Origin of the sequence: Pseudoalteromonas phenolica (assembly GCF_001444405.1) — a bacterium.
GTDB lineage: Bacteria > Pseudomonadota > Gammaproteobacteria > Enterobacterales > Alteromonadaceae > Pseudoalteromonas > Pseudoalteromonas phenolica.
Window position 1 is genome coordinate 2,725,542 of sequence record NZ_CP013187.1, and the last position, 25,913, is coordinate 2,751,454.

Here is a 25,913-nt window from a genome sequence, read left to right on the forward strand (position 1 = left end):
CTGTACTGAGGATCTCAAAAGAAAAGCTCAAAAGCGGATGCCAAAATTCGCGTATGATTATCTGATCAGTGGATGCATGGAAGACACTAGTGTTAGAAAGAATGAGCAACAAATTGACAGTGTTGAGCTTAGAAGCCAATTGCTCAAGCCATATAATGATTGTGATTTGTCAGTAGAGTTATTTGGCCATAAATATTCTGCTCCCTTTGGCATCGCGCCAGTCGGTTTGCAAGGTTTAATGTGGCCTAAAGCGCCCGAAATTCTGGCTAAAGCAGCAATGGAAAAAAACATTCCATACATTTTGAGTACTGTTTCTTCAAGCTCACTAGAAAGAATTGCAGAAGTGTCTGAAGGTCATGCTTGGTATCAAGTTTATAACCCCTCAGATGCTGGTATTAGAAAAGATTTGCTCAATAGAGTGAAATCAGCAGGGTATAAAGTATTGGTGGTCACAGTAGATGTACCCACTTTTGGTTATAGGCCAAGAGACATTAGAAATGGATTGTCTATGCCGCCTAAAATGAGCCTCAGTAATATTCTTCAAATGCTTGCAAAACCCAATTGGCTGATCGAAACGGCTATTGCAGGCAAACCAGAAATGGAAACGCTTAAGCCGTATATGCCAAAGAATATGCCTATGGATCAACTAGCCAGTTTTATGAATAAAACTGTCATGGGTCCAGTTGATTTAGAAGGGTTGAAACATATAAGAGACTTTTGGCAAGGTCCACTCATTGTGAAAGGGTTAATTAGCGAGCAAGATGTGCTCGATGCAATTAAATTAGGCGCTGATGGTGTTGTTATTTCAAATCATGGTGGCCGACAGCTCGATGCTGGTGAATCTCCCGTACTGACGACACAATCCCTATCGGCAAAATACAAAGATCAAATAAAAATCTTTATGGATAGCGGTATTCAAAACGGTACTAACATAGCCAGCGCCCTCGCCTCTGGTGCCGAATTTACATTCTTAGGCCGAACTTTTGTATATGGTGTAGGAGCTTTAGGAAAGTATGGTGGTTATCACACAATAAATGCCCTCACAATGCAACTTACTCAAATCATGAAACAACTACGTTGTGAAAAAGTTGCTGATTTACCAAATTATCTAGTAAGGAATTAACAGTTAGCGCTAACTTTGCCCCCAATTACTGGGGGCTTTTTTTTAGCCTATGCAATCCCACAGGCTCTTTATCACACGTTCTTTAGTGATGTGGCTTACTCCCAAATCGTATTCAAAAAAAATGCCCCATAAGGGGCATTTTTTTAACCTGGGTAGGTATAGCTTGATTGCAGGCCTAGCGGAATACCAAGACCCCAATAAGCCAATAAGAACAAGCTCCAACCAATTAAGAATGCAATTGAATAAGGCAGCATCATCGCAATCAATGTACCGATACCAGTGTCTTTCACATACTTCTGACAATATACAACCACCAGTGGGAAGTAAGGCATCAGCGGTGTAATGATGTTTGAGCTTGAGTCACCAACACGGTAAGCCGCTTGGCTTAAGTCTGGTGAAATACCAAGTTGCATTAACATAGGCACAAAGATTGGACCTAATAGCGCCCACTTTGCCGAGCTTGAGCCAACAAATAAGTTAACAAAAGCGGTTAAGAAAATAATACCAATCACTGTGATGTAGCTTGGTAAAGCAAGCGCTTTAAGTACTTCCGCACCTTCAATTGCCAATAATGCACCAAGGTTTGACTGGCTGAATGCTGAGATAAACAAGGCACAGAAGAACGCCATAACAATGTAGTAAGCCATGCTACCCATTGCTTTACTCATGGCATCAATCATGTCTTTCGATGACTTAAAAGTACCAACCATGAAACCAAAGATGGCACCAGGGATCCAAAATAGTAAGAAGATAAGTGGCACAATTGATTGCATAAGCGGTGCACTAAAATCAGTCAGTGACCCATTCGGACTGCGAAGTGCTGAGTCTTCACCGCTTGATGCATAAGCTAATAATGCAAGACCTGCAATCATCACTGAAGATGCAACCAAGAATGCTTTACGCTCTTTAGAAGTGACTTCATCAAAAGAAGGTAGGTTGTCAGTATCGCCATCTACTTTAGTAGCCTGTAAACGAGGCTCAATGATTTTATCAGTGATATACCAACCTAATAGGATGATAAATACGCTCGACGCTGAGGTGAAAAACCAGTTGTTTAGTGGGTTTACCGCAATTGTTGGATCGATGATTTGTGCAGAGCTTTGTGTGAAGCTTTGCAGTAATGGGTCAATACCAGACGGTACGAAGTTGGCACTGAAGCCACCACTTACACCTGCAAATGCGGCTGCGATACCCGCCAGAGGGTGACGGCCCATGGCATAGTAAATTACACCCGCAATTGGAATAACCAATACATAACCTGCATCAGTGGCTGTGTGGCTCACGATCGCGATTAAAATAATTGACGGTGTTAATAATGCCTGCGGTGTGCGCTTAAGCATCATTTTTAAACCCGCGTTAATGTAGCCTGAGTGCTCAGCAACCCCCACACCTAACATAGCAACAAGAACAACACCTAATGGTGCAAAGCCTGTGAACGTTTTAACCATTGAGGCTAAAAAACCTGCCAGTGCATCACCGCTTAACAGGTTGTGTACAACGATTGCTTCACCAGTACGTGGATCGATTGCATCGAAAGTCGTACTTGAAAATAACCAAGAAAGTAACCATATTAATAACATGGCAGATAAAAAGATAATGGCTGGATCAGGTAGTTTATTGCCTACCCGTTCGATACCATTAAGAAACTTGGCCACAGCACCGGTTGGCTGAGCCGTATTCGCTTGTTGAGTCATGCTTTCTTCCAATAAAACAAAATTACTTAACCTTAACTTAGATTGCTACTCTCAAGCAAGATAACGTCCCCAAAGGCCATACGATCCGCTTAGTTAATAACCATAAAATTATTTTTTTGCGTTATCGCAATAATTAGGAATTAAAATTCCACTACAATTAGCACAAATCATTAAAGGGATCCGACTTACCATGATAGATATTGATGATTCAGTGCTTAAAGACATTAAATCTGGTTTTAATCTTCCACCTAAACCAGAACTGCTGACTCAGCTTCAGCAAACGCTCAAAGATCCAGAGCCTGATTTGAATGACATCGCAAATTTAATCTCAACCGACGTTGCGACTTCAGCAGCCGTGTTAAAAGTTATTAACTCACCAAGCTATGGCCTGGCCAGAACCATTACTGATATTCGTCAAGCTGTCATGTTCTTAGGTTTAAACAGCATTGCTACGCTCGTAAGCGGTTTCTTACTAAAACAAGCGTTCGACCAAAAAAGCTGTTGTATTAAACTAGAACGCTTTTGGGATACGGCGACAGAAATTGCTGATGTCGCAACATTAATTGGCAAGAAGATAAAATCTAAGGTGCCTACCGAAAACCTACATATGCTGGGGTTATTTCATGATGCGGGCATCCCTGCGCTTGCCGTAAAATATAGCGACTATGTAAAAGTACTTGGCGCCGCCAACCGAGATTATGATAAAAACCTAGTGCAACACGAAGAAGAAGCATACAAAACCAATCATGCAGTGATTGGGTATTTTTTAGCAAACAGTTGGCATCTGCCCAAGAGCACTTGTCAGCTTATTTTGCGCCATCACGATGCTGAATACTTCTCAGAAAAGCATACTGACGAAGAACATATGACCCTCGCCACTCTCAAGATGGCAGAGAACCTTGTTCACACCCAAAAACGCTTTATTGCCGACCCAGATTGGCCATTCATTAAAGATAAGGTTTTAAAAGCACTTGAGTTAGAGGAAGATGATTATCAAGACATCAAAGAGGATGTCGAAGATTATTTTCAAGAAAAGTTTGGTTAATACCCGCACTATACTCAGTATTTCGTAAAATCAGAGCTGACAATCAAGTTGGCTCTACTCTTCGTTTTTCCATTTATTAAATTCATTTAACCATAACATTAGCCGTTTTATCCCAACAAGGTTTCCTACTACCATAAAAATATGTATATTGTATTCAATATTTATTATTGAGTAGATAACAATGAAAATAAGAGCGCTTGCATTAGCTACCAGTGTTGCACTTGGCCTTGTTGGCTGTAATACCCTTGATACCAAAAACACATCAGATGAATCAAAAACGCCTATTATCGTCGTAAGTGATGAAGCCCAAGTTGCGGTGCAAAACATTGTTAACGCCGAGCTTGATACTTTGTGGAGCACTCAATTTGATCATCACCAAGCCGGTTTATTGCTCGCAGTTTCAGAAGCCATTCATGAAGAAGTAAAACAACATGGCTTAACAAGCCAAAAATTAGAGCGCTTAACCTATTATCTTCGTATTTTTAGCAGCTTTGGCCCTGCTAAAGACTGGCAAGCAGGCACTGCTGAATCTTTAAACCAAGCCTTACTTGCCATTGCTGAGCATAATGATTTTTACACCATCAACGAGACGGTTGCTCGCATTCATGAAAACTACGCCACTGCACTATTTCGCTTGTACTTTAATGAGGCGCTACAAGGTAAAACTGCCGAGCACATACAACCACTTAGCCAATTAATTACGCTTTATGGTGAAAGTGCGTTGCCTCAAGGCAATACATCTAAGGGCAAAGCTGTCGATTACGCGATGTGGGAAGTACTTAGAGCCGGTGCTGTTCTCCCTTATGAAGCAAGACGTAAAAACAAAGAAGCATTTTCGGATGCTGTTCAACAACAAAGTCTTTTACAAACCGCATTAGTTAATTTTATTAGCAGCAAAAATGCAATGCGAGAGGGAGATGACTGGCCAAAGCAACATGCATTATGGGCATTGGCACAGCATTACAACTTATATGTCACGCAATATTGGAACGAGTACTACACCTTAGACGAAGAGGCCCAAAAAAGCCTAAACGACGATAAAACCAGTTTGCCAGTCGAAGCTGAACTAGAAAAGCTCGACAACCAAGTATGGCAAGCGCTTGGCAAAGAGAGCGCGCTTTCAGAGCTTGAAAAGCAGACCCTTTACAGCATTCCGTATGTGGTAACGTCGTTTAGAGGTAAGTCAGAGTGCAGTGAAGCACCGTTAGCAGGTCGTTGTATTGAACCTAAAATTGCCGATGTATTGCCGATTAAGCATGAGTGCTCAAAAAGTGCTTACATTTTAGCGCAAGCGATGAGCAAAAAAGAGCTGAATGATTCATGTCAGCGCTTAAACGAGCAAGTGGATACCTTTCATGAGAAACTCGCAACGCAACGCCAACCTGTAGCGAATGATTTCAACGACCAGCTTCGTATTGTGATCTTTGATAATCACGCCGAGTACAACCGCTGGGGTCAACTTATCTTTGATATTCACACTGACAACGGCGGCATGTATATCGAAGGCACAACCCAAGACCCAGATAACATTGCAACCTTCTATACTTTTGAGCACTTCTGGGTGCGCCCTAAGTTTGCGGTATGGAATCTAAATCACGAATTTGTGCATTATTTAGATGGCCGTTTCAATAAATACGACACCTTCAACCACTTCCCAAGCAATATGGTTTGGTGGTCTGAAGGCTTGGCCGAATATATTGCTGAGGGCGACAATAATCCACGTGCATTTAAAAAAGCGTTTGAGCTTGATGAGAAAGATTGGCCGAGCCTACAAGAGGTGCTCGACACAGAATATAAAGATGGGCAAGACCGCGTGTATAAATGGGGTTATTTGGCCGTGCGCTTTATGTTTGAAAAGCACCGTGAAGAGTATTTAAAGCTGGCGCACTTCTTACGCACCGACTTCTTCGATGGCTATAAAAAGCTGCTAGATGAGTCTGGTGAAAAATATGGCGCTGAATTCAAAACTTGGTTGCAAGCACACAAAGCCGAGCAAACAAAAGACGAAGCGAATACAGATCCGAAAAAGCCGCGTCAGTTTTATCGCTACACATACAAAGACTACCTACAACCTAAACATTTAGCTGAAGACAAAGCACATATGCATTGGCAGTACTGGCATGAAAATGCGCTAAAAGCTGAACAGCAAGATTAAGCAATTTCCCTTTGAGTTAACATTGTTCATTACAGTGTGTTCAAGGCCATCTTCGCAAGTAGATGGCTTTTTTACTTTTTAAAGCACCCAACTCAATAATTGCTTAGCAATATAATAGCTAGCAACTATAAAGCCGATATTTATTAGTGCTCTGATAAACCAAGGTAATGCACTATATCTCAGTTTTACGACTTCACTCAGCACGACGGCTAACCCCATCAAAGTAAACCACACCGTCAGCAAAATACTGCTTTGCTGTTTTATCAGCATTATAGCCAAATCGTGCAAAAAGCCACTGACGAAGAAAGTCGCAGCGACCGCAATTGACTTGCCAAAGAAACGTTTAATTGGCTGATAAACACATTGAGATAAGTAGTAACCCCACACCGGATTCCAATATTGCCAGAACTGAGCAAATGAGCTTGCACCGAGAGAGCGAGATAGCATGCTTTTTAAAGAGTCAGTATGACCTAAGGGCACGCCATTACGTAGCTTTACGAACTGCGCCAAGGTGATTTTAGTTGCCATTTAGTCCCCTGCTAAACTCTATTTCCGACTCTACCCTATCGCAAAAACAAAAAACCGCGAAATAATCGCGGTCGAAACTATCTCGGCTGAAATAATCAAGATAGTTTTGCGTAATCATATATTAAAGGCTGGTTAAGCTAAGGCTTTAACTTGCTCCCAGATATTAACCACATGGGTTTTGTCATCTTCAGTGAGTTCGCCATTGCGATACGCCTTGACCAAGCTTTTTTCGATTTGCTCGTTTAGCTCTTCAGGTGTTAAATCTTCACCTTCAACCTGTGCGTAACCGACAGCCAAATCAAAGTGACCACGTAGGTAACCACCAGCAAATAGTTCATCATCACTGGCTCTATCTACTAAATCATCAAAAAACTGCTGCGCTGACTCTACGTATTGTTGAAATAACATCTTATCTCCTAGTTTAATTCTTCGTGGCCAACGGCATACATCACATGGTCGTTATAGCCTGTGATCACTTTAATGTAACCACTTAATTCTTTATCTAATGCTTCATCACCCGTATCGGCGATGAGCGGTCTGCCATTCAGCGCTTGCAGCTTGGTCTTTGTAGCAATGACCAAAATATTCTCTTTGCCAATTTTGCGAATGAGCGCTGGGCTTAATTGTTGGTTACCACGGCCAAAGATGTGGCCTTGTCCACCAATTAAAGTTATTACTAACTTAGTTGACATTTTTTCTGCGGCAGCCAGTAAATCTGCGGCGATCATGTCTTGACCAATCAACTCTTGATCACAGATTAGATCTACCCCTAATAAGGTATTCTCAAGGCCAAGCTCTTCCATAACCGCTGCAACCGTCGAGCCTGAGCCCATGATATATTGCTCGTCATCTTCCATCTCGCTAATCACGTAAGCAGCAATATCGGCAAGCACCAATTCATCACTTTCTTTGCCGCCATTTTTAACGCTTTGCACATAGCGCAACTCACTTGGTACTTGCATTTCGCCGTAGCGTTTCGCTTTTACTGTACCTTGACGGAATGCCTCTTCATCAATGTCCATCACGTCGGCTTCACCTAGAGTGACAAGCTCGCCTTTTACAAGCATATCGACGACACGGCCAGCAGCTTTTGGTGTAATTGCATAGACCCCAGAGTGAATTTTACAGCCAGCAGGTACACCTAAAACAGGAATTGAGTCATCAACGGCAGCACAAATATTACGCGCAGTGCCATCACCCCCTGCGAATAAAATCATATCAACACCTTCGGCTAACAGTGCTTTTGCAGCGGCTTCGGTGTCTTCAGGGGTTGTAGGAGTGGCACTTTGATAAGCCACATACGTCTCAAAGCCCATTTCTTTAGCCAGTCGCTCGCCCATTTCACCATTGACGGTATAAATATGGATGTTTGTTTGGTTTTCTTTTAGTTGTTCAAGGGCTAATGCAGTACGAGCATTGGCTTTTGGCTCAGCACCTAATGCCATTGCCTTGGCTGCGGTATCACTGCCATCACTGCCTTTTAGCGCCACACTACCACCCAACCCTGCAACTGGGTTAATGATCAATCCTAGTTTAAACTGCATCTAAAAACTCCTCTGGGCACTGCCAATCAAACTGCGCTGCAGTTAACGGCCATGGGGTTTTATAAAAGTCACTCAGTGCTTTTAATAACTCTTCGGTGCGAATGTTAAAGCCCTTTTCTAATAGCTCGAACACTTGTGCCTGTACGCGCTTTTGAAAACTAAAACGACAGGTTTGCTCACCATTTAAATTGTCGACCGACACATTAAAATCAAACCCGGCAGCTGCGCTTAACGCCCATTCAATAGCTTGTGGTTTGATTTCTACTTTTTCAAACTCATGCTGTTGCTCTGCACTTCGACCATCTGGGCAATACCAATACCCATAATCTTCAAGCTCACGTCGACGCTCTCCTGCCACTAACCAATGGGCAATTTCGTGCAGCGCACTGGCATAAAAACCATGTGCAAAAACCACTTGGTTATATGGGGTGTCGGCATTTTCAGGTAGATAAATCGGCTCATGCTCACCTTTTATCAAGCGCGTGTTGTACGCCTCACAAAACAGGCCATCAAAGATTTGCGTCAGATCTGAAATATGGTGTGATATTGGGTTTGTCATTGGGTGTATCAAAAGGGCTAGAGATCCAAAATGCTGATGTCGATAATTGCGCCGCATTGTAAGGTTTTTTACCGTGAAAGTAAAAATGAGCCTCATCCATTTCTGATGATACGAAAAAAGGCGTCTGATGACGCCTTTATATTCAAAACAATGTAGGGAAATAACTGTTTGTATAACTTAGTTATCTTGTTATTAAGCTGGCTTTTCAGACGCCTTTAAGTTGTCATCAGCGCTAGACTCGTCAGCTTTTACAGCCTCTGACTCCGTTTTAACTTTTTCTTCTTCAGTTGGCGTTTCGATAACGTCTTCTGCTTCAGCAACCACTTCAAGTTCAGGCTTAGCAACCTCTGCTGGCATTAAACACTCAGCAGGCGTAAATACCGGATTGTCGTTTGCAAACGTTGCTAACTGTGAACACAGGTTTTCAATCCCCATCTTGTTCATGTAAGTGAAAGGACCGCCTAAGAATGGTGGGAAACCAATACCAAAGATTGCGCCAATATCACCATCGCGCTCGTTAGCAATAATGCCTTCATCTAAACAGCGTGCTGCTTCATTTAGCATTAAAGACACACAGCGATCTGCGATTTCTTTCTTATTCAAGCGTGGGCTTGGTGTTACACCAAGTAACTCGTATACAGACTCATCGACTTTCTTACCTTTTTTGTCGTACTTGTAGAAACCACGACCTGTCTTACGACCTAAACGTTTGCTGTCGATTAAACGATTAAACGCATCGGGTGCTTTGAAGCGATCGCCCAGCTCTTTTTCAAGGATTGGTGCAATCTTAGAGCCAATGTCGATACCTACTTCATCAAGTAATGCCAGTGGACCAACTGGGAAACCAAATTCAACCAGTGCGGCATCAATCTTCTCGATTGGCTCACCTGCTAGCAATAGATTTGCCGCTTCATTCACGTAAGGCGCTAAAATACGGTTTACGTAGAAGCCCGCTTTGTCTTTTACCACGATAGGTGTTTTGCCTTGCTTACGGGCAAATTGAACCGTACGCGCAATAGTTTGCTCAGAAGTGCCGTCATGAGGAATGATCTCAACCAATGGCATTTTTTCTACTGGTGAGAAGTAATGTAAGCCAATGATGTTCTCTGGGCGTTCTGCTTTTTCAGCAATTTGTGCAATCGGCAGTGACGACGTGTTACTAGCAAAAATAGTCTCAGGTGAACAGTTTTGTTCAATTTCTGCCACCATGCTTTGCTTAAGGTTTAAGTCTTCAAACACCGCTTCAATCACCATATCAACGTGCTTAAAGCCCGAATAATCGGTTGTGCCCGTAATGCGGTTCATAGTTTGCTGCACATCGGCATGAGACATGATGCGACGCTTCTGACGCTTAGATAAAATCTTGTAGCTGTAGTTAAGTGCATTGCTCACACCTTGCTGCGCCACGTCTTTTACGCGCACTAAGGCTTTCGCTTTAACCGCACTTACATGGGCAATACCTGCGCCCATTAAACCACCACCAAGTACCGCTGTACGCTTCACTTTTGCAACATCGTCTTGGTAGTCTTTTTTCATTTCAGTGGTCGCGAAGAAAATACCACGAAGTGACTTTGACACCTCGGTCATTACTAAGTCAGCAAACCCTTCTGCTTCCGTTTTGTAAGCTTTCATTGGATCAAGCTCAACAGAGGCACGCACAGCTTTAATGATGTTAATTGGTGCAGGATAATGGCCGCCGGTTTTCTTTAGCACACCTTCTTCTGCTTTTTTGAAGATGATGTTACGACCAAATGGGTTTGACTCAAGCGCCCAGCTTAACTTATCTAACTTAGGCTGAGATGGTTTTGCTTTGCCTTTTGTAGCAAACTTGGTTGCCACATCAAGCAGAATACTTTGTGGTACACAATCATTCACAAGGCCTGCTTTTTTAGCTTGCTTAGCACGTACTTGCTTACCTGTAAGCATCCACTCTAGCGACTTTTGAATACCCACTAGTTTTGGTAAACGTTGTGTGCCGCCACCACCTGGTAATAAACCTAGCTGTACTTCTGGTAAACCTAGTTTTGTGATGTCGCTGTCTGTACATACACGGTAATCACAGGCAAGAGCAAACTCTAGACCACCGCCTAATGCTGCACCATGGATTGCAGCAACCGTCGGGTATGCTTGATTTGCCATAGTGAAGAAAGCTTGTTGACACATTTCTGATAGTTCTAACGCATCGTTACGCGTTTTTGCACTATCCAGCATCTTGATATCAGCACCTGCGATAAAGTTATCTTTTTTACCACTGATGAACACCATACCTGTAATGTTATCATCACGGCCTTGCTTTAAGATTGCCGATAGGTCATCAGCAAAACTTGCGCGCAAGGTATTCATTTTTTCGTCGGCAACATCAATGGTTACAACTGCAACCTTGCTATCCGTTAGCTCATAATTAAATACTGACATTATGCACTCTCCAATACGAAGGCCGCACCAAGACCACCTGCAGCACATGCAGTTGTCAGTGCCAACCCGCCACCACGGCGTTTTAATTCATTTAAGCTCTGTGTGATAAGACGTGCGCCAGTCGCTGCAAATGGGTGACCATAAGCCAGTGAACCACCGTTAACGTTAAACTTATCCATATCAATTTCACCGATCGCTTTCGAGCGACCCAGTTTTTCTTGCGCAAACTTATCACTGCCAAACATCTTCATGTTCGCAAGCGCTTGCGCAGCAAATGCTTCGTGCATTTCAATTAAATCTAAATCTTGTAAGCTGATCCCCGCTCTGTCTAACGCGATAGGCGTTGAGTGCGCAGGACCCATTAGCATATCTTCGTGTACGCCGATTGCTGAGAAACCAAAACTACGTACATAACCAAGGATCTCATAACCGAGCGCCTTAGCTTTGCTTTCACTCATCATCAATACTGCTGCTGCACCATCTGTTAATGGTGTTGCGTTTGCGGCAGTTACAGAGCCGTGTTGTCTGTCAAACACAGGGCGAGGCTTTGCATAACCTTCAATGGTTGAGTTATGACGAATGTTGTTATCTTGTTCGATGAAAGACTTATAAGGTGGTACATGTGCCGCCATCACTTCATCTGCAAGTAGGCCATCATTCCAAGCTTTACTCGCTAATGAGTGTGAACGGTGTGCCAATGCGTCTTGATCCGCGCGGCTAATACCATGCGTTTTAGCCATCTGTTCAGCCGTTTGGCCCATAGATAAACCAGTAGAATACTCAGCCACAGCTGGCGGTACAGGTAATAAATCTTTAAGACGAAGTTTGCTGAAGATTTTTAAGCGCTGGCCTAATGTACGCGCTTTGTTTAAATCAACTAAGCTGCCTGCTAGCTTTTTGCTTACACCAATTGGTAATACAGAAGATGAATCTGCACCACCAGCAATACCAACATGAGCGTTACCTGCCACAATAGACTCAGCGACGTTCGCAATGGCTTGGAAGCTAGTAGCACACGCTCTAGATACTGAGTAGGCATCGACCGATACTGGCATACCTGTGCCTAATACAATTTCACGCGCGATGTTTGGCGCTTCAGGCATTTGTACTACTTGACCAAAAACCAATTGGTCAATTTCATTTTTATCAAAGTTAAGACGCTCAAGCATCTCATTAACGACAAGTTTGCCTAGGTCTAGCGCTGGAACATGATGGAATGCTGTTGCCTGCTTGGCAAATGGGGTACGAAGACCGCTGACAATCGCGATTCTATCGCCTTTTCTTGTTTTTAGTATGTTTTGTTCAGACATTGAATTTGCTCTCCCACTGACAGGTCTGACCTGTTGAATTTACATCGATTCTAAACAACCAACAAAAATATGCCAATAAAAATTTTAATTCGGCTATAAATTGAGCACCAAACTCAACCCTAGATGTTTTTTTGACCAGACGCAAAATATCTTTACAAAACAAGGGAACTATTTGATGTAGCGCAGTCTAACCGATATGAAACTCTTTCCTTCAAATTTTGTGTTTATTCATAACAAACACTTGAGAAGTAACGATAGAATCCTTATAAATTAAGCAAAAAATTTTGTCAGCAAAGGACAAACCATGGCAGTAAATGAATTCTCAGCTCTGAAAAAATATTTAGATACGCAGATTATTGGTCAACCAGAACTGACCCTAGCGCTACTTATTGCGATGCTTGCAGACGGCCACCTATTGGTTGAAGGCCCGCCGGGACTTGCAAAAACCCGTGCTGTTAACGCCCTCGCTAAAGGCATAGAAGGCACCTTCCAACGTGTGCAATTTACCCCAGACTTATTACCAGCCGATGTCACAGGTACTGACATTTATCGTCAGCAAACCAATGAATTCGTTTTCGAAAGTGGCCCGCTATTTCACAATCTTATCTTAGCCGACGAAATTAACCGTGCACCAGCCAAAGTACAATCAGCGCTGTTAGAAGCAATGGCTGAGCGTCAAGTGACGGTTGGTAAGAACACTTATCCGCTGTCAGATCTGTTCATGGTGATGGCCACGCAAAACCCGCTGGAGCAAGAAGGCACATACCCGCTGCCGGAAGCACAATTAGACCGCTTCTTATTACATTTAAACATCGACTACCCGGGCGCTGAAAACGAACTGGCCATCCTTCGTTTAACCCGAGGCGAAGCGCTCGAAGAGCATCAAGCTGATTTCACCGCCATTAGCCAAAACACCTTATTTGAAGCACGTAAGAAAGTGTTATCGATGCATCTTGCTGAGCCGCTAGAGCAGTATCTTGTTCAACTGATCATAGCAACTCGTGAAGCTGCAAAACTTGATGAGCAACTGGGTCGTTGGATTGAGTTTGGCGCCAGCCCGCGTGCCACTATCGCCCTTGATAAATGTGCTCGCGCACACGCATGGTTACATGAACGTGATTTTGTGACGCCAGATGATATTCAAGCTGTACTGTATAATGTATTGCGTCATCGCATTATTTTAAGTTACGAAGCGCAGGCTGATGGTATCAGTAAAGACCAAGTGATCAGCCGTATTCTTGAACTTGTCCCAGTACCATAATGATGCAGCAAGCCGTATTCGATACCGCGCAATGGTTAACTCAGTGTCACAGTAATGGCGCCGAGCTCGACTTAAAAGAATTGCTTTACTACAAATCAAAAGCACATCTTTTGTCGTTAAAACCTAAAAAGCGCATTCAAAGCAGCCAAGCAGGCCAATACCTTGCGCCACACAAAGGCCGCGGGATGGAGTTTGCTGAAGTTCGCCAATATCAATATGGTGACGACATTCGTGCCATCGACTGGCGAGTCACGGCCCGTACAGGCATCACTCACACTAAGCTCTATCAAGAAGAAAAAGAGCGACCCGTGTTTGTGTTTACCGATTTATCAAACAGTATGTTGTTTGGCTCGCAGCTTTTACTGAAGTCTGTGCAAGCCGCACATTTAAGTGCGCTTGTGGCTTGGTCAGCATGTCAACGTGGCGACCGTTTAGGTGGCATTGTCTTTAGTGAATACGCCCACCATGAATTAAAACCCACAGCGCGCGACAAAGGCGTGCTGTCATTAAGCCATCAATTGGTCGATATTCACAAACACGCCTTTGCTAATCGTGAACAAAACGCTGAAAATCGATTTTCCGACAACTTAAAACGCTTAACGCACTTAGCCAAACCGGGCAGCTTAATTTATCTCATCTCTGACTTTAATCACCTGCAAGAAGCCGACTTCAAACAGCTTGAACGTCTAGCGCGCCACTGTGAACTGATTGGTTGTCAGATAAGTGATCCGTTCGAACATCAGTTGCCTGCCTACCAAGATGCCATCAAGGTCGATGCCGAAGGCCAATCTTGGACATTGCCACTGATGAACAAACAATTTAGAGACAAGTTTGCTGAGCAAACCGCGCAAGTGTTTAACCAACGCTTTCAACGATTACAACGCACAGGCATGAGCATGTTGAACTTTTCAGCAGCCCACCCTATTGAACAGCAAGTAGTGAGACTTTAACCGATGCAAGCTTCACCACTAGACGCACTTCATGATGTTTTACCGCCAGAGCAAGTGGCTTGGTGGCCATTGTCGCTGCCAACTTGGGCAGTGATAATCGCTTCACTTATTTTGCTCATCACGCTTGGCATGTGGCTTTATAAGCGCCAACAATTTTTAAAAGCCAAAAAAGCCGCCATCGAGCTGGCTAAGCAACAAAGTGATGATGCGCAGCAACTGCATATAATCTTAAAACGCCTCGTAAAGCATTATTACGGTGCGCCTTTGACTTCATTGCCTACTAAAAAGTGGCAAAGCATGTTAAATAAACTCAGTGGTGAAGATATTTCTGAGCAGGCGTTACACAGCTTATATGGCCCAAAGAACAACCCTGAATTAGCCAAACAACTCTTTAACGCCATCAAAAATCTAAAACTCAAGGAGGCCATTAATGTTTGAATTTAGCTGGCCTTGGGCGTTTTTACTGTTACCCCTGCCTTGGATTTTAAGGCGTTTTACCGCCAGTACTGAGCAAGCTAAACAAAGGCTGCGTATGCCTATGTTTGCTCAATTTTCTAAACTGGCGCCTAGTCTCAAAGAGTCAAAACAAAAAACCAACTGGTTCGAAGCCCTAGTTTGGTTATGTTTGGTCATTGCTGCGGCTAACCCACAATACTTAGACGACCCTGTTACTTTACCTAATGAAGGTCGCGATATTATGCTGGCCGTGGATTTATCGGGTTCGATGACTGAGCAAGATATGGAGTATCAAGGCCGTTATGTAGATAGGTTATCCGTGGTGAAAGCGGTTTTAGGTGATTTTATCGAGCAGCGTCAGGGCGATCGCCTTGGTCTGATTTTATTCGCCGATACCGCTTTTTTACAAACTCCCCTTACCCGTGACTTAGATACGGTGAGTCAAATGCTCAGCGAATCACAAATAGGCCTTGTAGGTCGTGCCACTGCAATCGGTGACGCTTTGGGCCTAGCCGTAAAACGCTTCAGCCAAAAGCAAGACAGTAACCGTATTCTCATATTGCTGACCGATGGTCAAAATACCGCGGGTAACTTGGAGCCTGATGAAGCGCTTATTTTAGCTCGCGAAGAAGGCATTAAAGTTTACACCGTTGGCGTTGGATCGGATGGTCGAGGCGGCTTCAGTCTATTTGGCATGGGCGGGATTGGCGGCAGCAGCATTGACGAAACCACGTTAAATAAAATTGCCACCGAAACTGGCGGCTTATATTTTAGAGCAAAAGATGTCGCAGGGCTTCAGCAAATCTATCAAGAGCTAGATAAACTAGAACCAATCAGTGACGAAAATGAAACCTTCAGACCGCAAATCGCCTTGTTCTTTTGGCCTCTAGCAGCGGCGCTGGCATTACTGATGCTTAATCAACTGTACGTTAATATTATACGACTGTTTTCACGTTCGGGTAAGGAGGCTTAATGATGGAATTTGAATTTTTAAGACCCCTACTGTTACTTTTGATTATCCCTTGGGCCATTTTAACCACGGTACAAGTGCTCAATAAAAGCCGTAACAATAAATCTGGATTAATTGCGCCGCATTTAGCCCATGCAATGCTAACCGAAGGTAAAGCAAGCAAACAAGCAAACCCATGGCTGCTGGCGCTATTTACTTTGCTATGCATTATTTTTATTGCAGGCCCCAGTTTTGAAAAACAAGAAGTGCCGGTATTTAAGTCAAAACAAGCGCGAGTGGTTGTCATGGACATGTCTTATTCGATGTTCTCAACCGACATTAAACCAGACCGACTCACCCAAGCGCGTTTTAAAGCACTCGATATGGTCGAGCTATTTAAAGAAGGCGAAACCGCATTGGTTGCCTACGCAGGTGATGCGTTTACCGTATCTCCACTGACTTCTGACGCCAGTACATTAAGTAATTTAATTCCAAGCCTTAGCCCAGAGATTATGCCTAGCAAAGGCTCAAATGTGTATGCAGGTATCGACCAAGCTATGCAACTGTTGTCTCAAGCGGGGTACATACAAGGCGAGATTATTTTAATTACTGATGGGCTTGATCAAAGTGATGTCGACGAAGTTCGAGAAGCCATGCAAAGCAGTAAGTTTACATTAAGCATCTATGCCATCGGCACCGCGCAAGGTGCGCCGATTGCCTTGCCTGAAGGCGGATTTATGAAAGGTCGTAGCGGTGAAATAGTCATTCCAAGGTTGAATGTGGCGCCCCTTAGAAACCTTGCTGCTATCAGTGGTGGTCAGTTTTCGGCTTACACACCTGGGGCTGAAGATATTCAAGTATTTGCGCCAACGGCAAGCACCAACGAAGCTGATCAAAACGATGAGGAAAACAAAATACTTTGGCGCATTGATGCGGGTAAATATGGCTTAATTTTATTGATCCCATTGGCATTATTACTCCTGCGTAAATCGGCCTTGGTATTATGTGCAATGTTCTTTATGCTGCCTCTGTCTCAACCTGTTTATGCTGCAGATTGGCAGTCATGGTTTAAAAATACCGACCAAAATGCCTTATCTGCATATCAATCTAAAGAGTTTGAAAAAGCAGCTTCTGCTGATAACACTGATTTAAAAGGTGCTGCACTTTACAAACAAGGTCAGTATGAGCAAGCCGCTGCGGCATTGAAAAACAGCCCCTCGGCGATTGGTCAATACAATTATGGTAATGCCCTTGCCCAACTTGGCAAACTGGATGAAGCCATTGCCGCCTATGAGCAAGCACTTAAGCAAAACCCTGACTTTGACCAAGCCAAAGAAAACAAGGCCCTGTTAGAGCAAATGAAGCAACAACAAGAGCAGCAACAACAGAATCAATCTCAAGATGGAGAGAGTGATCAAGAACAGCAATCAGGTGAGCAATCAGATCAACAAGGTCAATCAAACAAGTCTGAGCAAGGTCAACAAGACCAGCAGCAAGGCGAGTCTGGCGAGCAATCTGACCAGCAACAAGGCGAACAATCAGATCAAGATGCCGAACAACAAAACTCGGGTCAGCAAAACAAGCCTGATATGCAAGCCGACGCACAACAGCAGCAAGATCAAACCGAGCAAAAAGACGGCGAGCAATCTGAGCAACAAGCCCAACCTCAGCCGCAACAAGCCACTGAAAATAATGAACAACAAGGTCAGCAGCAAATGATGCAATCAGCTCAAGCTAAGCCAATGACCCCTGAAGAAAAAGAAAAAGCGCAGCAGTTAAACCAGTTACTCAGGAAAGTACCTGATGACCCTGCCATTCTATTACGAAACAAAATGCGCTTAGAGGCCCAAAAAAGAGCCCAACAACGTCGCCTTGGAGGATCTAAACAATCATGGTAACCCGTTTTTATATTGCCTGTGTATTTTTACTGTTTAGCACAGCGAGCGTCGCTTTTGACAAGTTAACCGCATCGGTCGACAGAAACCCTGTTTTAGTGGGTGAATATTTTACACTAACTATTTCAGCGGATGGTCGTGTATCAGGCCAGCAGCCAGATACCAGCGCTTTAGCGAGACAATTTGTAATGGGCCCAATCAATACCGGCTCAAGTACCCGCATCATCAATGGTCAGGCGAGTAGTGAAACCACTTGGCAAATGCAGCTCATGTCTCGTAAAGCGGGCGACATTACGATTCCAGCTTTTACTGTTTCTGGTAAAAGTAGCGACCCAATCAAATTAAAAGTAGTTGCACGTAGTAACGATGCCGATGAACAAAAAGACATCTTTATCAAAACCGAATTAAAGCCAAGTAAGTTGTTTGTTCAACAAGCAGGCCTTTACACGGTTAAACTTTATTTAGGTAAAGACCTATTAGACGGGCAACTGTCAGCGCCCGCTATGGAAGACGCGCAAGTCACACTTCTTGGTAAGCAAAAAGAAGACTATGAAGTAGTTGATGGTCGCCGTTATATGGTCATTAGCCGAGAGTATCTACTTCAACCTCAAAAAAGTGGTGAATATACTATCGAGCCGCCCATTTTTAATGGTCAAGTTAGAGAGAATTATCGCCGGATGTCGGTCTCTGCCATGGGCAAAGCTGAAACAATTGACGTGCAACCCGTACCTGAAACCTACAATGGCGCATGGTTACCCAGTGAATTAGTCAATTTAAGTGAAGAGTTTCAGCCCATCTCTGATGAAGTAGTAGTTGGTACACCCATCACGCGTACTATCACCCTGACCGCTTTAGGCGTAACCAAAGAGCAGTTGCCTGAAATTCGCCTGCCAGAAGTTGATGGCTTTAGAAGCTACCCTGATGAGAGCGAGCGTAACCAACTTGCACGTGATGGTCGAGTGATCTCACAACTTGTCAGCTCGTATGCACTGGTGCCACAAACACCAGGCACTTACACCCTACCTGAAGTAAAACTGCCTTGGTTCAATACAGTGATTAAACGTGTGCAATATGCGACCTTGCCAGCTCGTACACTGACCGTTATTGCTGATCCGAATCAAACTGCTCCGGCTATACCAAACATGACAGCACCATCGCAAAATCAACAGGCAATCGAGCCAACGATTGTTGAAGTTCCCGTTGAAAAGACATTGCTTGATTGGGGCATTTTGATATCGGGCTATGTGCTTTGGATTTTCACTTTGATTTTTGTTTGGCTTGGTTTTATCGGTCGAAAAAAACCAGCGATTGAAACTCAAACCAATGACACATTTAAACCAAGAATGAGTTTGAGCTTGCTAACACAAGCGGCTAAAGCGAACGATAAAACGCGCTTTTATCAGTTATTAAGTGAGTTTGTTACTACTGAGCTCACTACAACCTCTTTTAGCCAGTGGCTAAAGGAGTTAGATAACGCTGAGCTAAAAGCAGAAATTGTAAACTTACAAGCAGCCCTTTATAGTGAAGGGACGGCTTCTGCAAATCTTGAGAAAATTGCTAAGCTCATATCTCAAATTGAGAAAAACCAAGCAGATCAGAAACGTAGCTCGCTACAACCTCTGTACTGAAAATTTTTATGAAAAGTGTGTAAGAAAAACTTACTTACTAAGGTCTATTGGGTATGACCAAAAAACAACAACGCTACGAAGAGTTGGTTAAGCAGTATCAGACGGAGCTTTATCGCTTTGCCTACTGGCTTAGCAAAGATCCGACTGTAGCAGAAGACTTAGTACAAGAGACGTTTTTGCGTGCGTGGCGAGCTTTAGATTCTTTACAAGATGAGAAAGCGGTAAAACCTTGGTTATTAACCATAGTACGTCGCGAAAATGCGAGACGATTTGAACGTAAACAATTCGATTATGCCGACGTCGACAACGACACCATAGTCGATAACCAAAGCACCACATTAGATTCAGAGATGGAACAAACGGTGATCCAAAGACAAATAAGTCAGCTCTCGATTGAATATAGAGAGCCGTTACTTTTGCAAGTTGTCATGGGGTGTTCTGGTGATGAAATAGCTGAGATTTTAGAGCTGAACAAGAACACTGTAATGACGCGTCTTTATCGCGCACGCAACCAATTGAAAGAGGCATTGATGTCTCAACCACAGACCATGACGGGGGCCACAAACTGATGGATGAATTAGAATTTCGTCGTCGCGCATTTGCCGATCCCAACGATCCAGAAGTCATTGCGTTTGCACAGCAAAACCCTGAACATCAAAAGCTGTTAGATGAGCTGTTGTTGTTAGACGACAAAATAAACCTAGCACTTGATATACCTGTGCCACCAGATCTCACTGAAAAGCTGATGACGCAAACCAAAGAGGCGCCTGCAAGTAATGTGACGCAGGGCTGGTTTGGCCGTTTTAACAAACCTTTTGCCACCGCAGCATCAATCACGTTAGCAGTCAGCTTATACTTCTTAAGTGTGGGCGGTTCAAATGACCTTCAGGCTGGTGAACATGCATTGGCGCATGTTTATTATGAAGTAAAAGCGCTAGAGCGCGACAAAGAGGTTGGCCTACAAGCGGTCAACGAGAAGCTTGCCATGTTAGGAGGGAAATTTGAGTCCTTACCTGGCAAAGTAACCTATGCGACTTTTTGCCATTTTAAAGGGCAGCGCAGTTTACACCTAATATTCCAGTCAGATCACGGTCCTATCACCGTGTTTGTTGTACCGCACTCAGGTGACATTCAAGACAAGCAACTGGGTGATTTTAATGATGCGCGTTTTGCAGGTGTGATCTCAAATGAAGATAAAGCCAACATGATTTTGGTTGCTGACAGAAATTCACCGGTCAACGACTATCAAGAGGACGTACAACAAGCGCTCCGCTGGTTATAGGCTTCATACAAAAACAAAAAAAGGCGCATAATGCGCCTTTTTACTTTTATCAACTTATAAACAGTATCTAGCAAATAAACTCGCAACTGTTGCAGCCGTTGGCTTGCCATGCTGCCAATCACCGCCTTCAACACCAGAACCTGCAATGTCCATGTGCACATAAGGTAATGGTTGCTCTGAGTCTAAGCCGTGCTTGTCTAGACCACCCACTAGCGCTAAGAACGCCATTGGGAATTGGTGACCACGTGCTGTAACCGCTGATGGCGCATTGTTACTTGAAAGTACATCATCGGCTAGCGTGCGTGGCTGAACGAAGTCATAGTCTTCTCGACGGCTACGATTTACTTCGGCTGCATCTGCCCATAAGTCACCTAAGTCAGCAATCTGGCGAGATACATTCGCTGCACGTGCAGGACCATTCTCAACGTACGCACTGTAAGGACCCACAGCACGAGCAGCGTGACCGGTTAATGTTGCCACCGTAAATAACTCAGGATTTACTTCATTCTTCGCAAGGTCTTTCACTTCACTCAGTAGATCACCCATTGCCAGACGGCCTTCTGCATCTGTGTTACCGATGCGAACGCGTAACCCTTCACGACACGTGATGATTTCATCTGGTACGAAACAATCAGAGCCAATTGAGTTACGAACCACTGCTAAATAAGCGATTACTTTAACGCCTTTAGGTTGATAATCAGCTACTGCTTTCATGAAGCCTGCCACCGATGCAGCACCGCCTTTGTCACGGCTCATACCTGCCATGAAACCACCGACTTTAAGGTCTGCACCACCTGTGTCATACACTAAGCCTTTACCTACGAACAGTAAGGTTCTTTCAACGTTACCTTTAGGCTCATAGGTCATTTTCACAACACGAGGATGATGGCGCTCTACCGCATAAGAGGCGCGCGCAACGGTCGCAAGCATTGGGTAGTCTTTGTTGATTGTGTCAATGCTGTCGATCACTTCAACATCGACCACTGAGTCTTTTAACAGCTCAACACAGTAATCAGCAAATTTAGGTGGTGCCATACGCTCTGGCTCAGTACCACATAAATCTCTTGCCGCATATTGGCCTGCTGCAATGGCATTTAACTGCTTAACTTGCTCTTCGCTAGCACCGGCTAAAAATACCTGCTTAACCGGCTCAATGCTCTTACCATGGTATTCTCTTGCTTCAAGAGGCTGCCATAACGCTTGGCACATGCCTAAGAATGCAACTTCTAAAGCTTGTGAGTAACGCGCATCATCAGCAATAGAGGCAAGCTGTAACACAGGCTGAGTAACACCAGCCGCTTTGGCTTCGGTGATAGCGCTTTTAGCTGCTTCGAAGATACGACGTACGTCATCATAGTCACGCGTTAATGGCCCTGTTGGTGCCACAATAAGACGTTTGCCCGGTAAGTTCTCTGCAAATAGTAATGATGCTTTTTGTTTGATGCGTGCATCAATTGCCAGTGCAGGTGCAACAATGTCATTTAGTTCTGCTTGACCTAAATCTTCAACATTGCCGGTGATCACAATGACAGCATCTGCGTCAGTTGGAAGATTACCGTTAAAAGCAATCGCGAGAGGAAAAGACATAAAAAAGGCCCTTATTGTTATTCAATTAGGGCCAATTATCGGATAAATAAAGCTGTAAAGCTATAAACTGCGATTAATTCTCAATTTCGCCTTCACCACTGGTTTTATTCTGCTTGTGCTTGCCTATCACTGACCAGGCTTCAAGCATCACCAAGACACTGACTACTAACACAATTAAGTCTAAAACCACCAACAGCCAGTTACCTTTCTCGTAGTATTCTACCAGCTTAATTAAGCCCGCGAAGAAAGCCATCAAGATCACAAAGACCATAGGAATAAGCGTATATTTAGCTGGTCGACCTAGTTTGATTAAGTACACAGACAGCACGAGTAAAGTTAGGCTTGCTAAGATCTGGTTAGTCGAGCCAAATAGCGGCCATAACACCATACCGCCTGTACCCGATGCGCCACCAGCACCAAATGCAAGCAATAAACAACATGCTACCGCAACAAAGGTTGCGACTAAGCCATTCTTAAGCACACCAATGTTATAAATATCGCCCCACTCTTGGATGATATATCGCTGCAAACGTACGCCCGAATCCATAGTCGTGCCCGCAAATAACACCACCATTACTGCCAGTAAAGTCGCTGCAATTTCAGCTGAAAAGCCCCACCCTTCACTGATAAGATTTGAACCACCCGTAATAAAGGCGCTCACACTTCCCGCCCCCAAATGGCTATAAATTTCGTGCCACTCTTCTGGTGACACGGCCAACATCACACCACTAACCGCAACTAACGTGATCAGTGCTAAACACCCTTCACCTACCGCGCCTAAGTAACCAACAAATCGGCCATCTGTTTCTTTATCAAGCTGTTTAGAACTCGTACCCGAGGACACAATGCCGTGGAAGCCAGATACGGCACCACACGCGATGGTGACAAACAACAGCGGAATTATACTCGGCGTATCAATGGCAGTTTGTGTATTGAATGCAGGCGCGGTGATATCTGGCATCACCACAAATACGGCGCCATAAAGTAACACTAAACCCACTAATAGCTGCATACCATTAATAAAGTCACGTGGCTGTAATAGCATCCAAACTGGCAGCAGTGAGGCAACCGCTGCATAGATAAATAAAATCACTATCCAGTTCGCTTTGTCAGTTAAGCCAAACATTTCTGTTGGTAATGACACCGGCATTTCTGCACCCATAAAAATCGTTGCATAAAGTACTGCAACACCAATCACGCACAATGGAATAAGCGGGATCTGACGCTTTAATAACTGGCCGATAATGAGTGCGACTACAATGGCCGCCCAAGCAGGCACGACTGCACTCGGGTTTGCAACTAATGAGTTGGCAATAACCACACCAAATACCGCGTTTACCATAAGCAGTAATAAGAACACTACTATCATGAACAATACGCGTGTACGTTTACCTATCACGCTTTCAGATAGTGCGCCCATTGACTTACCTTTATGGCGCGTACTGGCCCAAAGTGCACCCATATCATGCACACCTGCAAAGAAAATCGTACCAAATACGACCCAAAGTACGGCTGGTACCCACCCCCAGTATACTGCAATCGCAGGCCCAACAATCGGGGCGGCCCCTGCCACAGAGGTAAAGTGATGCCCCCAAAGTACCAGTTTATTGGTTGGCACATAATCAACCCCATCGTTAAGCTCGTGGGCTGGGGTAACAAAGTTATCGTCCATTTTAAAAATCTTAGTGGCGATGAACTTAGAGTAGACAAACCAGCCAAATAGCATGCCGGCAATACCAAATAATACAATCAGAATAGACTGCATCAGATACTCCTTTTCTCAGTTTTAGTTATACGCTCACTTCACCTTAACACGAAATTTACAATTTCAAATTAAGATTTTAGTCACCCCATAAGTTATAGGGTTATTGTATTTCAAACATTGAATTAATCATTCAAGGGAGTAACAACTTTTACGTCAGAGTGAAGTTGTTCATTAGCGCTTAAAAAACCTTATTCATTGAAGATAGATACAAATTAAAATGTTACGATATAACAAAACTATCAAACCAAAGTATACAGAGAGCTACTCGCTTTCTTATCAACGATTACTACCAAGAAAAGTGAAATATTATGGCGATTACTATCATCACAAATGCTGTGATTATTAATGAAGGAAAAACATTCAACGGCAGCGTAGCTATTGAGCAAGACCGTTTTATTTACATTGGTGAGACCATGCCTGAATACACCGATGCACTCATTATTGATGCGAAGGGTAAGTACTTAATACCCGGTGTGATTGACGGTCAAGTTCACTTTAGAGATCCAGGTGTAACACACAAAGCCGATATGGAAAGCGAGTCAAAAGCCGCTGTAGCAGGTGGTGTTACTTCCTATATTGATATGCCAAACTCTCGTCCAAACGTATTAAACCATGAAGTTTGGCAAGCTAAAAACGCACTGGCTGCAACCAAATCTCTGGCGAATTATGACTTTTATATGGGCCTGAATAACGATAATGTTGACGCGCTACTAGACACTGATACTACTGGCTACTCTTGTTTATCTGATGACGGCTTATACTTCGCAGGCCCAGGAAACCTGCTTGCTGACAGTGAAGAAACCTTAGATAAGATTTTTTCAAAGAGTAAGAACATCATTGCTATCCATGCTGAAATCGAAGGCATCATTCACGAGAACGAGCAAAAGTTTAAAGCTGAATATGGCGAAGATGTGCCTGTTAAATTTCACCCTATTATTCGCTCAGAAGAAGCCTGTGTTAAAGCAACCGAACGTGCAATTCGCTTAGCCACGAAGCACAATGCACGTTTACACGTTTTACACCTGACCACAGCGAAAGAAGCGGCGATGTTCCACAATGATATTCCACTTGAAGAAAAGCGCATCACAACTGAAGCCAGTGTGCATCATTTGTGGTTTAGCGACAGCGACTACGAAGAAAAAGGAACCTTAATTAAGTGGAACCCAGCCATCAAAACCGAGCAAGACCGTTTAGGGCTTATTGCTGCGATTAACGATGACCGCATCGATATCATTACCACTGATCATGCACCACATACTTTAGAAGAAAAACAAAATACGTACTTCAAAGCAATGTCGGGCGGCCCATTTGTGCAGCACTCATTGGTTGCCATGATTGAGCTTCATCTACAAGGTTATCTTACTCTTGAAAAGATAGTTGAAAAGATGTGTCATAACCCTGCACTGCTTTATGGTTTTAAAGATCGAGGCTATATTCGTCCAGGCTATAAAGCCGATTTTACACTTGTAGATATGGACTCGCCTTGGACTGTGTCTAAAGACAATATCTTATATAAATGTGGTTGGAGTCCAGTTGAAGGCCAAACTTTTAAAGCGCAAGTGAAACAAACTTATGTGAACGGCCATAAGGTATTTGATAACGGCGAATTTGATACCAGTAAAAAAGGGGAACAACTAGAGCTCCTGCCATGGGAAGAGCGCATTTACGTAAAAAATGCTTAAGGTATTCGTTTTTTAAAAACCTAACTATTGCCGCCAAAGCTGATATTATCCTTGGCGGCAATTTTTTTGCTTCACGCCACTCACC

The 25,913-nt window shown here is 43.7% G+C and carries 21 protein-coding genes; 12 read left to right on the forward strand and 9 right to left on the reverse strand.

Annotation, left to right across the window (positions count from 1 at the left end; genetic code table 11):
• The first annotated feature begins 37 nt into the window (after positions 1-37).
• Positions 38-1,123 (forward strand): alpha-hydroxy acid oxidase, encoded by a 1,086-nt coding sequence (locus PP2015_RS12060; protein ID WP_237113193.1) that lies wholly within the window; start codon positions 38-40, stop codon positions 1,121-1,123.
• 143 nt (positions 1,124-1,266) lie between these two features.
• On the opposite strand, the gene PP2015_RS12065 is transcribed toward PP2015_RS12060, so the two are convergent.
• Positions 1,267-2,817 (reverse strand): AbgT family transporter, encoded by a 1,551-nt coding sequence (locus PP2015_RS12065; protein ID WP_058030575.1) that lies wholly within the window; start codon positions 2,815-2,817, stop codon positions 1,267-1,269.
• A gap of 190 nt (positions 2,818-3,007) precedes the next feature.
• Between PP2015_RS12065 and PP2015_RS12070 the strand changes: the two genes are divergently transcribed.
• Positions 3,008-3,862 (forward strand): HDOD domain-containing protein, encoded by an 855-nt coding sequence (locus PP2015_RS12070; RefSeq protein WP_058030576.1) that lies wholly within the window; start codon positions 3,008-3,010, stop codon positions 3,860-3,862.
• Between the two features lie 181 nt (positions 3,863-4,043).
• Complete coding sequence (locus PP2015_RS12075) at positions 4,044-6,017, forward strand: collagenase (RefSeq protein ID WP_058030577.1); 1,974 nt, start codon at positions 4,044-4,046, stop codon at positions 6,015-6,017.
• A 78-nt stretch (positions 6,018-6,095) separates the two neighbouring features.
• Here the strand turns inward: PP2015_RS12075 and PP2015_RS12080 are convergent, their stop codons facing one another.
• From PP2015_RS12080 to fadI, 6 genes are all read right to left on the reverse strand, one after another.
• On the reverse strand, positions 6,096-6,545 hold the full coding sequence (locus PP2015_RS12080; protein WP_058030578.1) for an MBOAT family O-acyltransferase: 450 nt from the start codon (positions 6,543-6,545) through the stop codon (positions 6,096-6,098).
• 132 nt (positions 6,546-6,677) lie between these two features.
• The gene (locus PP2015_RS12085; protein WP_058030579.1) at positions 6,678-6,953 is read right to left on the reverse strand and encodes a YfcL family protein; all 276 of its coding nucleotides are present in this window, start codon (positions 6,951-6,953) and stop codon (positions 6,678-6,680) included.
• A gap of 8 nt (positions 6,954-6,961) precedes the next feature.
• A complete protein-coding gene (locus PP2015_RS12090) occupies positions 6,962-8,089 on the reverse strand; it encodes an ATP-NAD kinase family protein (protein ID WP_058030580.1) in 1,128 nt (375 codons plus the stop codon).
• Positions 8,079-8,648 (reverse strand): elongation factor P hydroxylase, encoded by a 570-nt coding sequence (locus PP2015_RS12095; protein ID WP_058030581.1) that lies wholly within the window; start codon positions 8,646-8,648, stop codon positions 8,079-8,081. The genes PP2015_RS12090 and PP2015_RS12095 overlap by 11 nt, the downstream gene beginning before the upstream one ends.
• A 192-nt stretch (positions 8,649-8,840) precedes the next feature.
• Positions 8,841-11,063, reverse strand: coding sequence for a fatty acid oxidation complex subunit alpha FadJ (fadJ, locus tag PP2015_RS12100; RefSeq protein ID WP_058030582.1), 2,223 nt, complete (start codon positions 11,061-11,063; stop codon positions 8,841-8,843).
• Positions 11,063-12,373, reverse strand: a complete 1,311-nt coding sequence (gene fadI, locus PP2015_RS12105) for an acetyl-CoA C-acyltransferase FadI (protein ID WP_058030583.1) — start codon at positions 12,371-12,373, stop codon at positions 11,063-11,065. The genes fadJ and fadI overlap by 1 nt, the downstream gene beginning before the upstream one ends.
• Positions 12,374-12,677: 304 nt before the next feature.
• On the opposite strand from fadI, the gene PP2015_RS12110 reads away from it, so the two are divergent.
• The 8 genes from PP2015_RS12110 to PP2015_RS12145 are packed head-to-tail and all read left to right on the forward strand — an operon-like array spanning position 12,678 to position 20,794.
• Entirely contained in the window at positions 12,678-13,634 is a 957-nt protein-coding gene (locus PP2015_RS12110; protein ID WP_058030584.1) for an AAA family ATPase, read from the forward strand.
• 2 nt (positions 13,635-13,636) lie between these two features.
• Positions 13,637-14,584 carry a DUF58 domain-containing protein gene (locus PP2015_RS12115; RefSeq protein WP_128724793.1) on the forward strand — a complete coding sequence of 316 codons (948 nt, stop codon included), beginning with the start codon at positions 13,637-13,639 and terminating at the stop codon, positions 14,582-14,584.
• A gap of 3 nt (positions 14,585-14,587) precedes the next feature.
• Positions 14,588-15,022: a DUF4381 domain-containing protein gene (locus PP2015_RS12120; RefSeq protein WP_058030586.1), complete on the forward strand. Its 435-nt coding sequence runs from the start codon at positions 14,588-14,590 to the stop codon at positions 15,020-15,022.
• The gene (locus PP2015_RS12125) at positions 15,015-16,013 is read left to right on the forward strand and encodes a vWA domain-containing protein (protein ID WP_058030587.1); all 999 of its coding nucleotides are present in this window, start codon (positions 15,015-15,017) and stop codon (positions 16,011-16,013) included. Before PP2015_RS12120 ends, PP2015_RS12125 begins: the two co-directional genes overlap by 8 nt.
• A gap of 2 nt (positions 16,014-16,015) precedes the next feature.
• Entirely contained in the window at positions 16,016-17,887 is a 1,872-nt protein-coding gene (locus PP2015_RS12130) for a vWA domain-containing protein (protein WP_058030588.1), read from the forward strand.
• Positions 17,881-19,512 carry a BatD family protein gene (locus PP2015_RS12135; protein ID WP_058030589.1) on the forward strand — a complete coding sequence of 544 codons (1,632 nt, stop codon included), beginning with the start codon at positions 17,881-17,883 and terminating at the stop codon, positions 19,510-19,512. Before PP2015_RS12130 ends, PP2015_RS12135 begins: the two co-directional genes overlap by 7 nt.
• A 53-nt stretch (positions 19,513-19,565) precedes the next feature.
• Positions 19,566-20,081 (forward strand): sigma-70 family RNA polymerase sigma factor, encoded by a 516-nt coding sequence (locus PP2015_RS12140; RefSeq protein WP_058030590.1) that lies wholly within the window; start codon positions 19,566-19,568, stop codon positions 20,079-20,081.
• On the forward strand, positions 20,081-20,794 hold the full coding sequence (locus PP2015_RS12145) for a DUF3379 family protein (protein WP_058030591.1): 714 nt from the start codon (positions 20,081-20,083) through the stop codon (positions 20,792-20,794). Before PP2015_RS12140 ends, PP2015_RS12145 begins: the two co-directional genes overlap by 1 nt.
• 54 nt (positions 20,795-20,848) lie before the next feature.
• Here the strand turns inward: PP2015_RS12145 and PP2015_RS12150 are convergent, their stop codons facing one another.
• A complete protein-coding gene (locus PP2015_RS12150; RefSeq protein WP_058030592.1) occupies positions 20,849-22,381 on the reverse strand; it encodes a M17 family metallopeptidase in 1,533 nt (510 codons plus the stop codon).
• Positions 22,382-22,454: 73 nt separating this feature from the next.
• Positions 22,455-24,146 carry a carbon starvation CstA family protein gene (locus tag PP2015_RS12155; RefSeq protein ID WP_058030593.1) on the reverse strand — a complete coding sequence of 564 codons (1,692 nt, stop codon included), beginning with the start codon at positions 24,144-24,146 and terminating at the stop codon, positions 22,455-22,457.
• A gap of 308 nt (positions 24,147-24,454) precedes the next feature.
• Here PP2015_RS12155 and PP2015_RS12160 point away from each other — a divergent pair, with 308 nt between their 5' ends.
• The gene (locus tag PP2015_RS12160; protein WP_058030594.1) at positions 24,455-25,828 is read left to right on the forward strand and encodes a dihydroorotase; all 1,374 of its coding nucleotides are present in this window, start codon (positions 24,455-24,457) and stop codon (positions 25,826-25,828) included.
• The last annotated feature ends 85 nt before the right edge of the window (positions 25,829-25,913 follow it).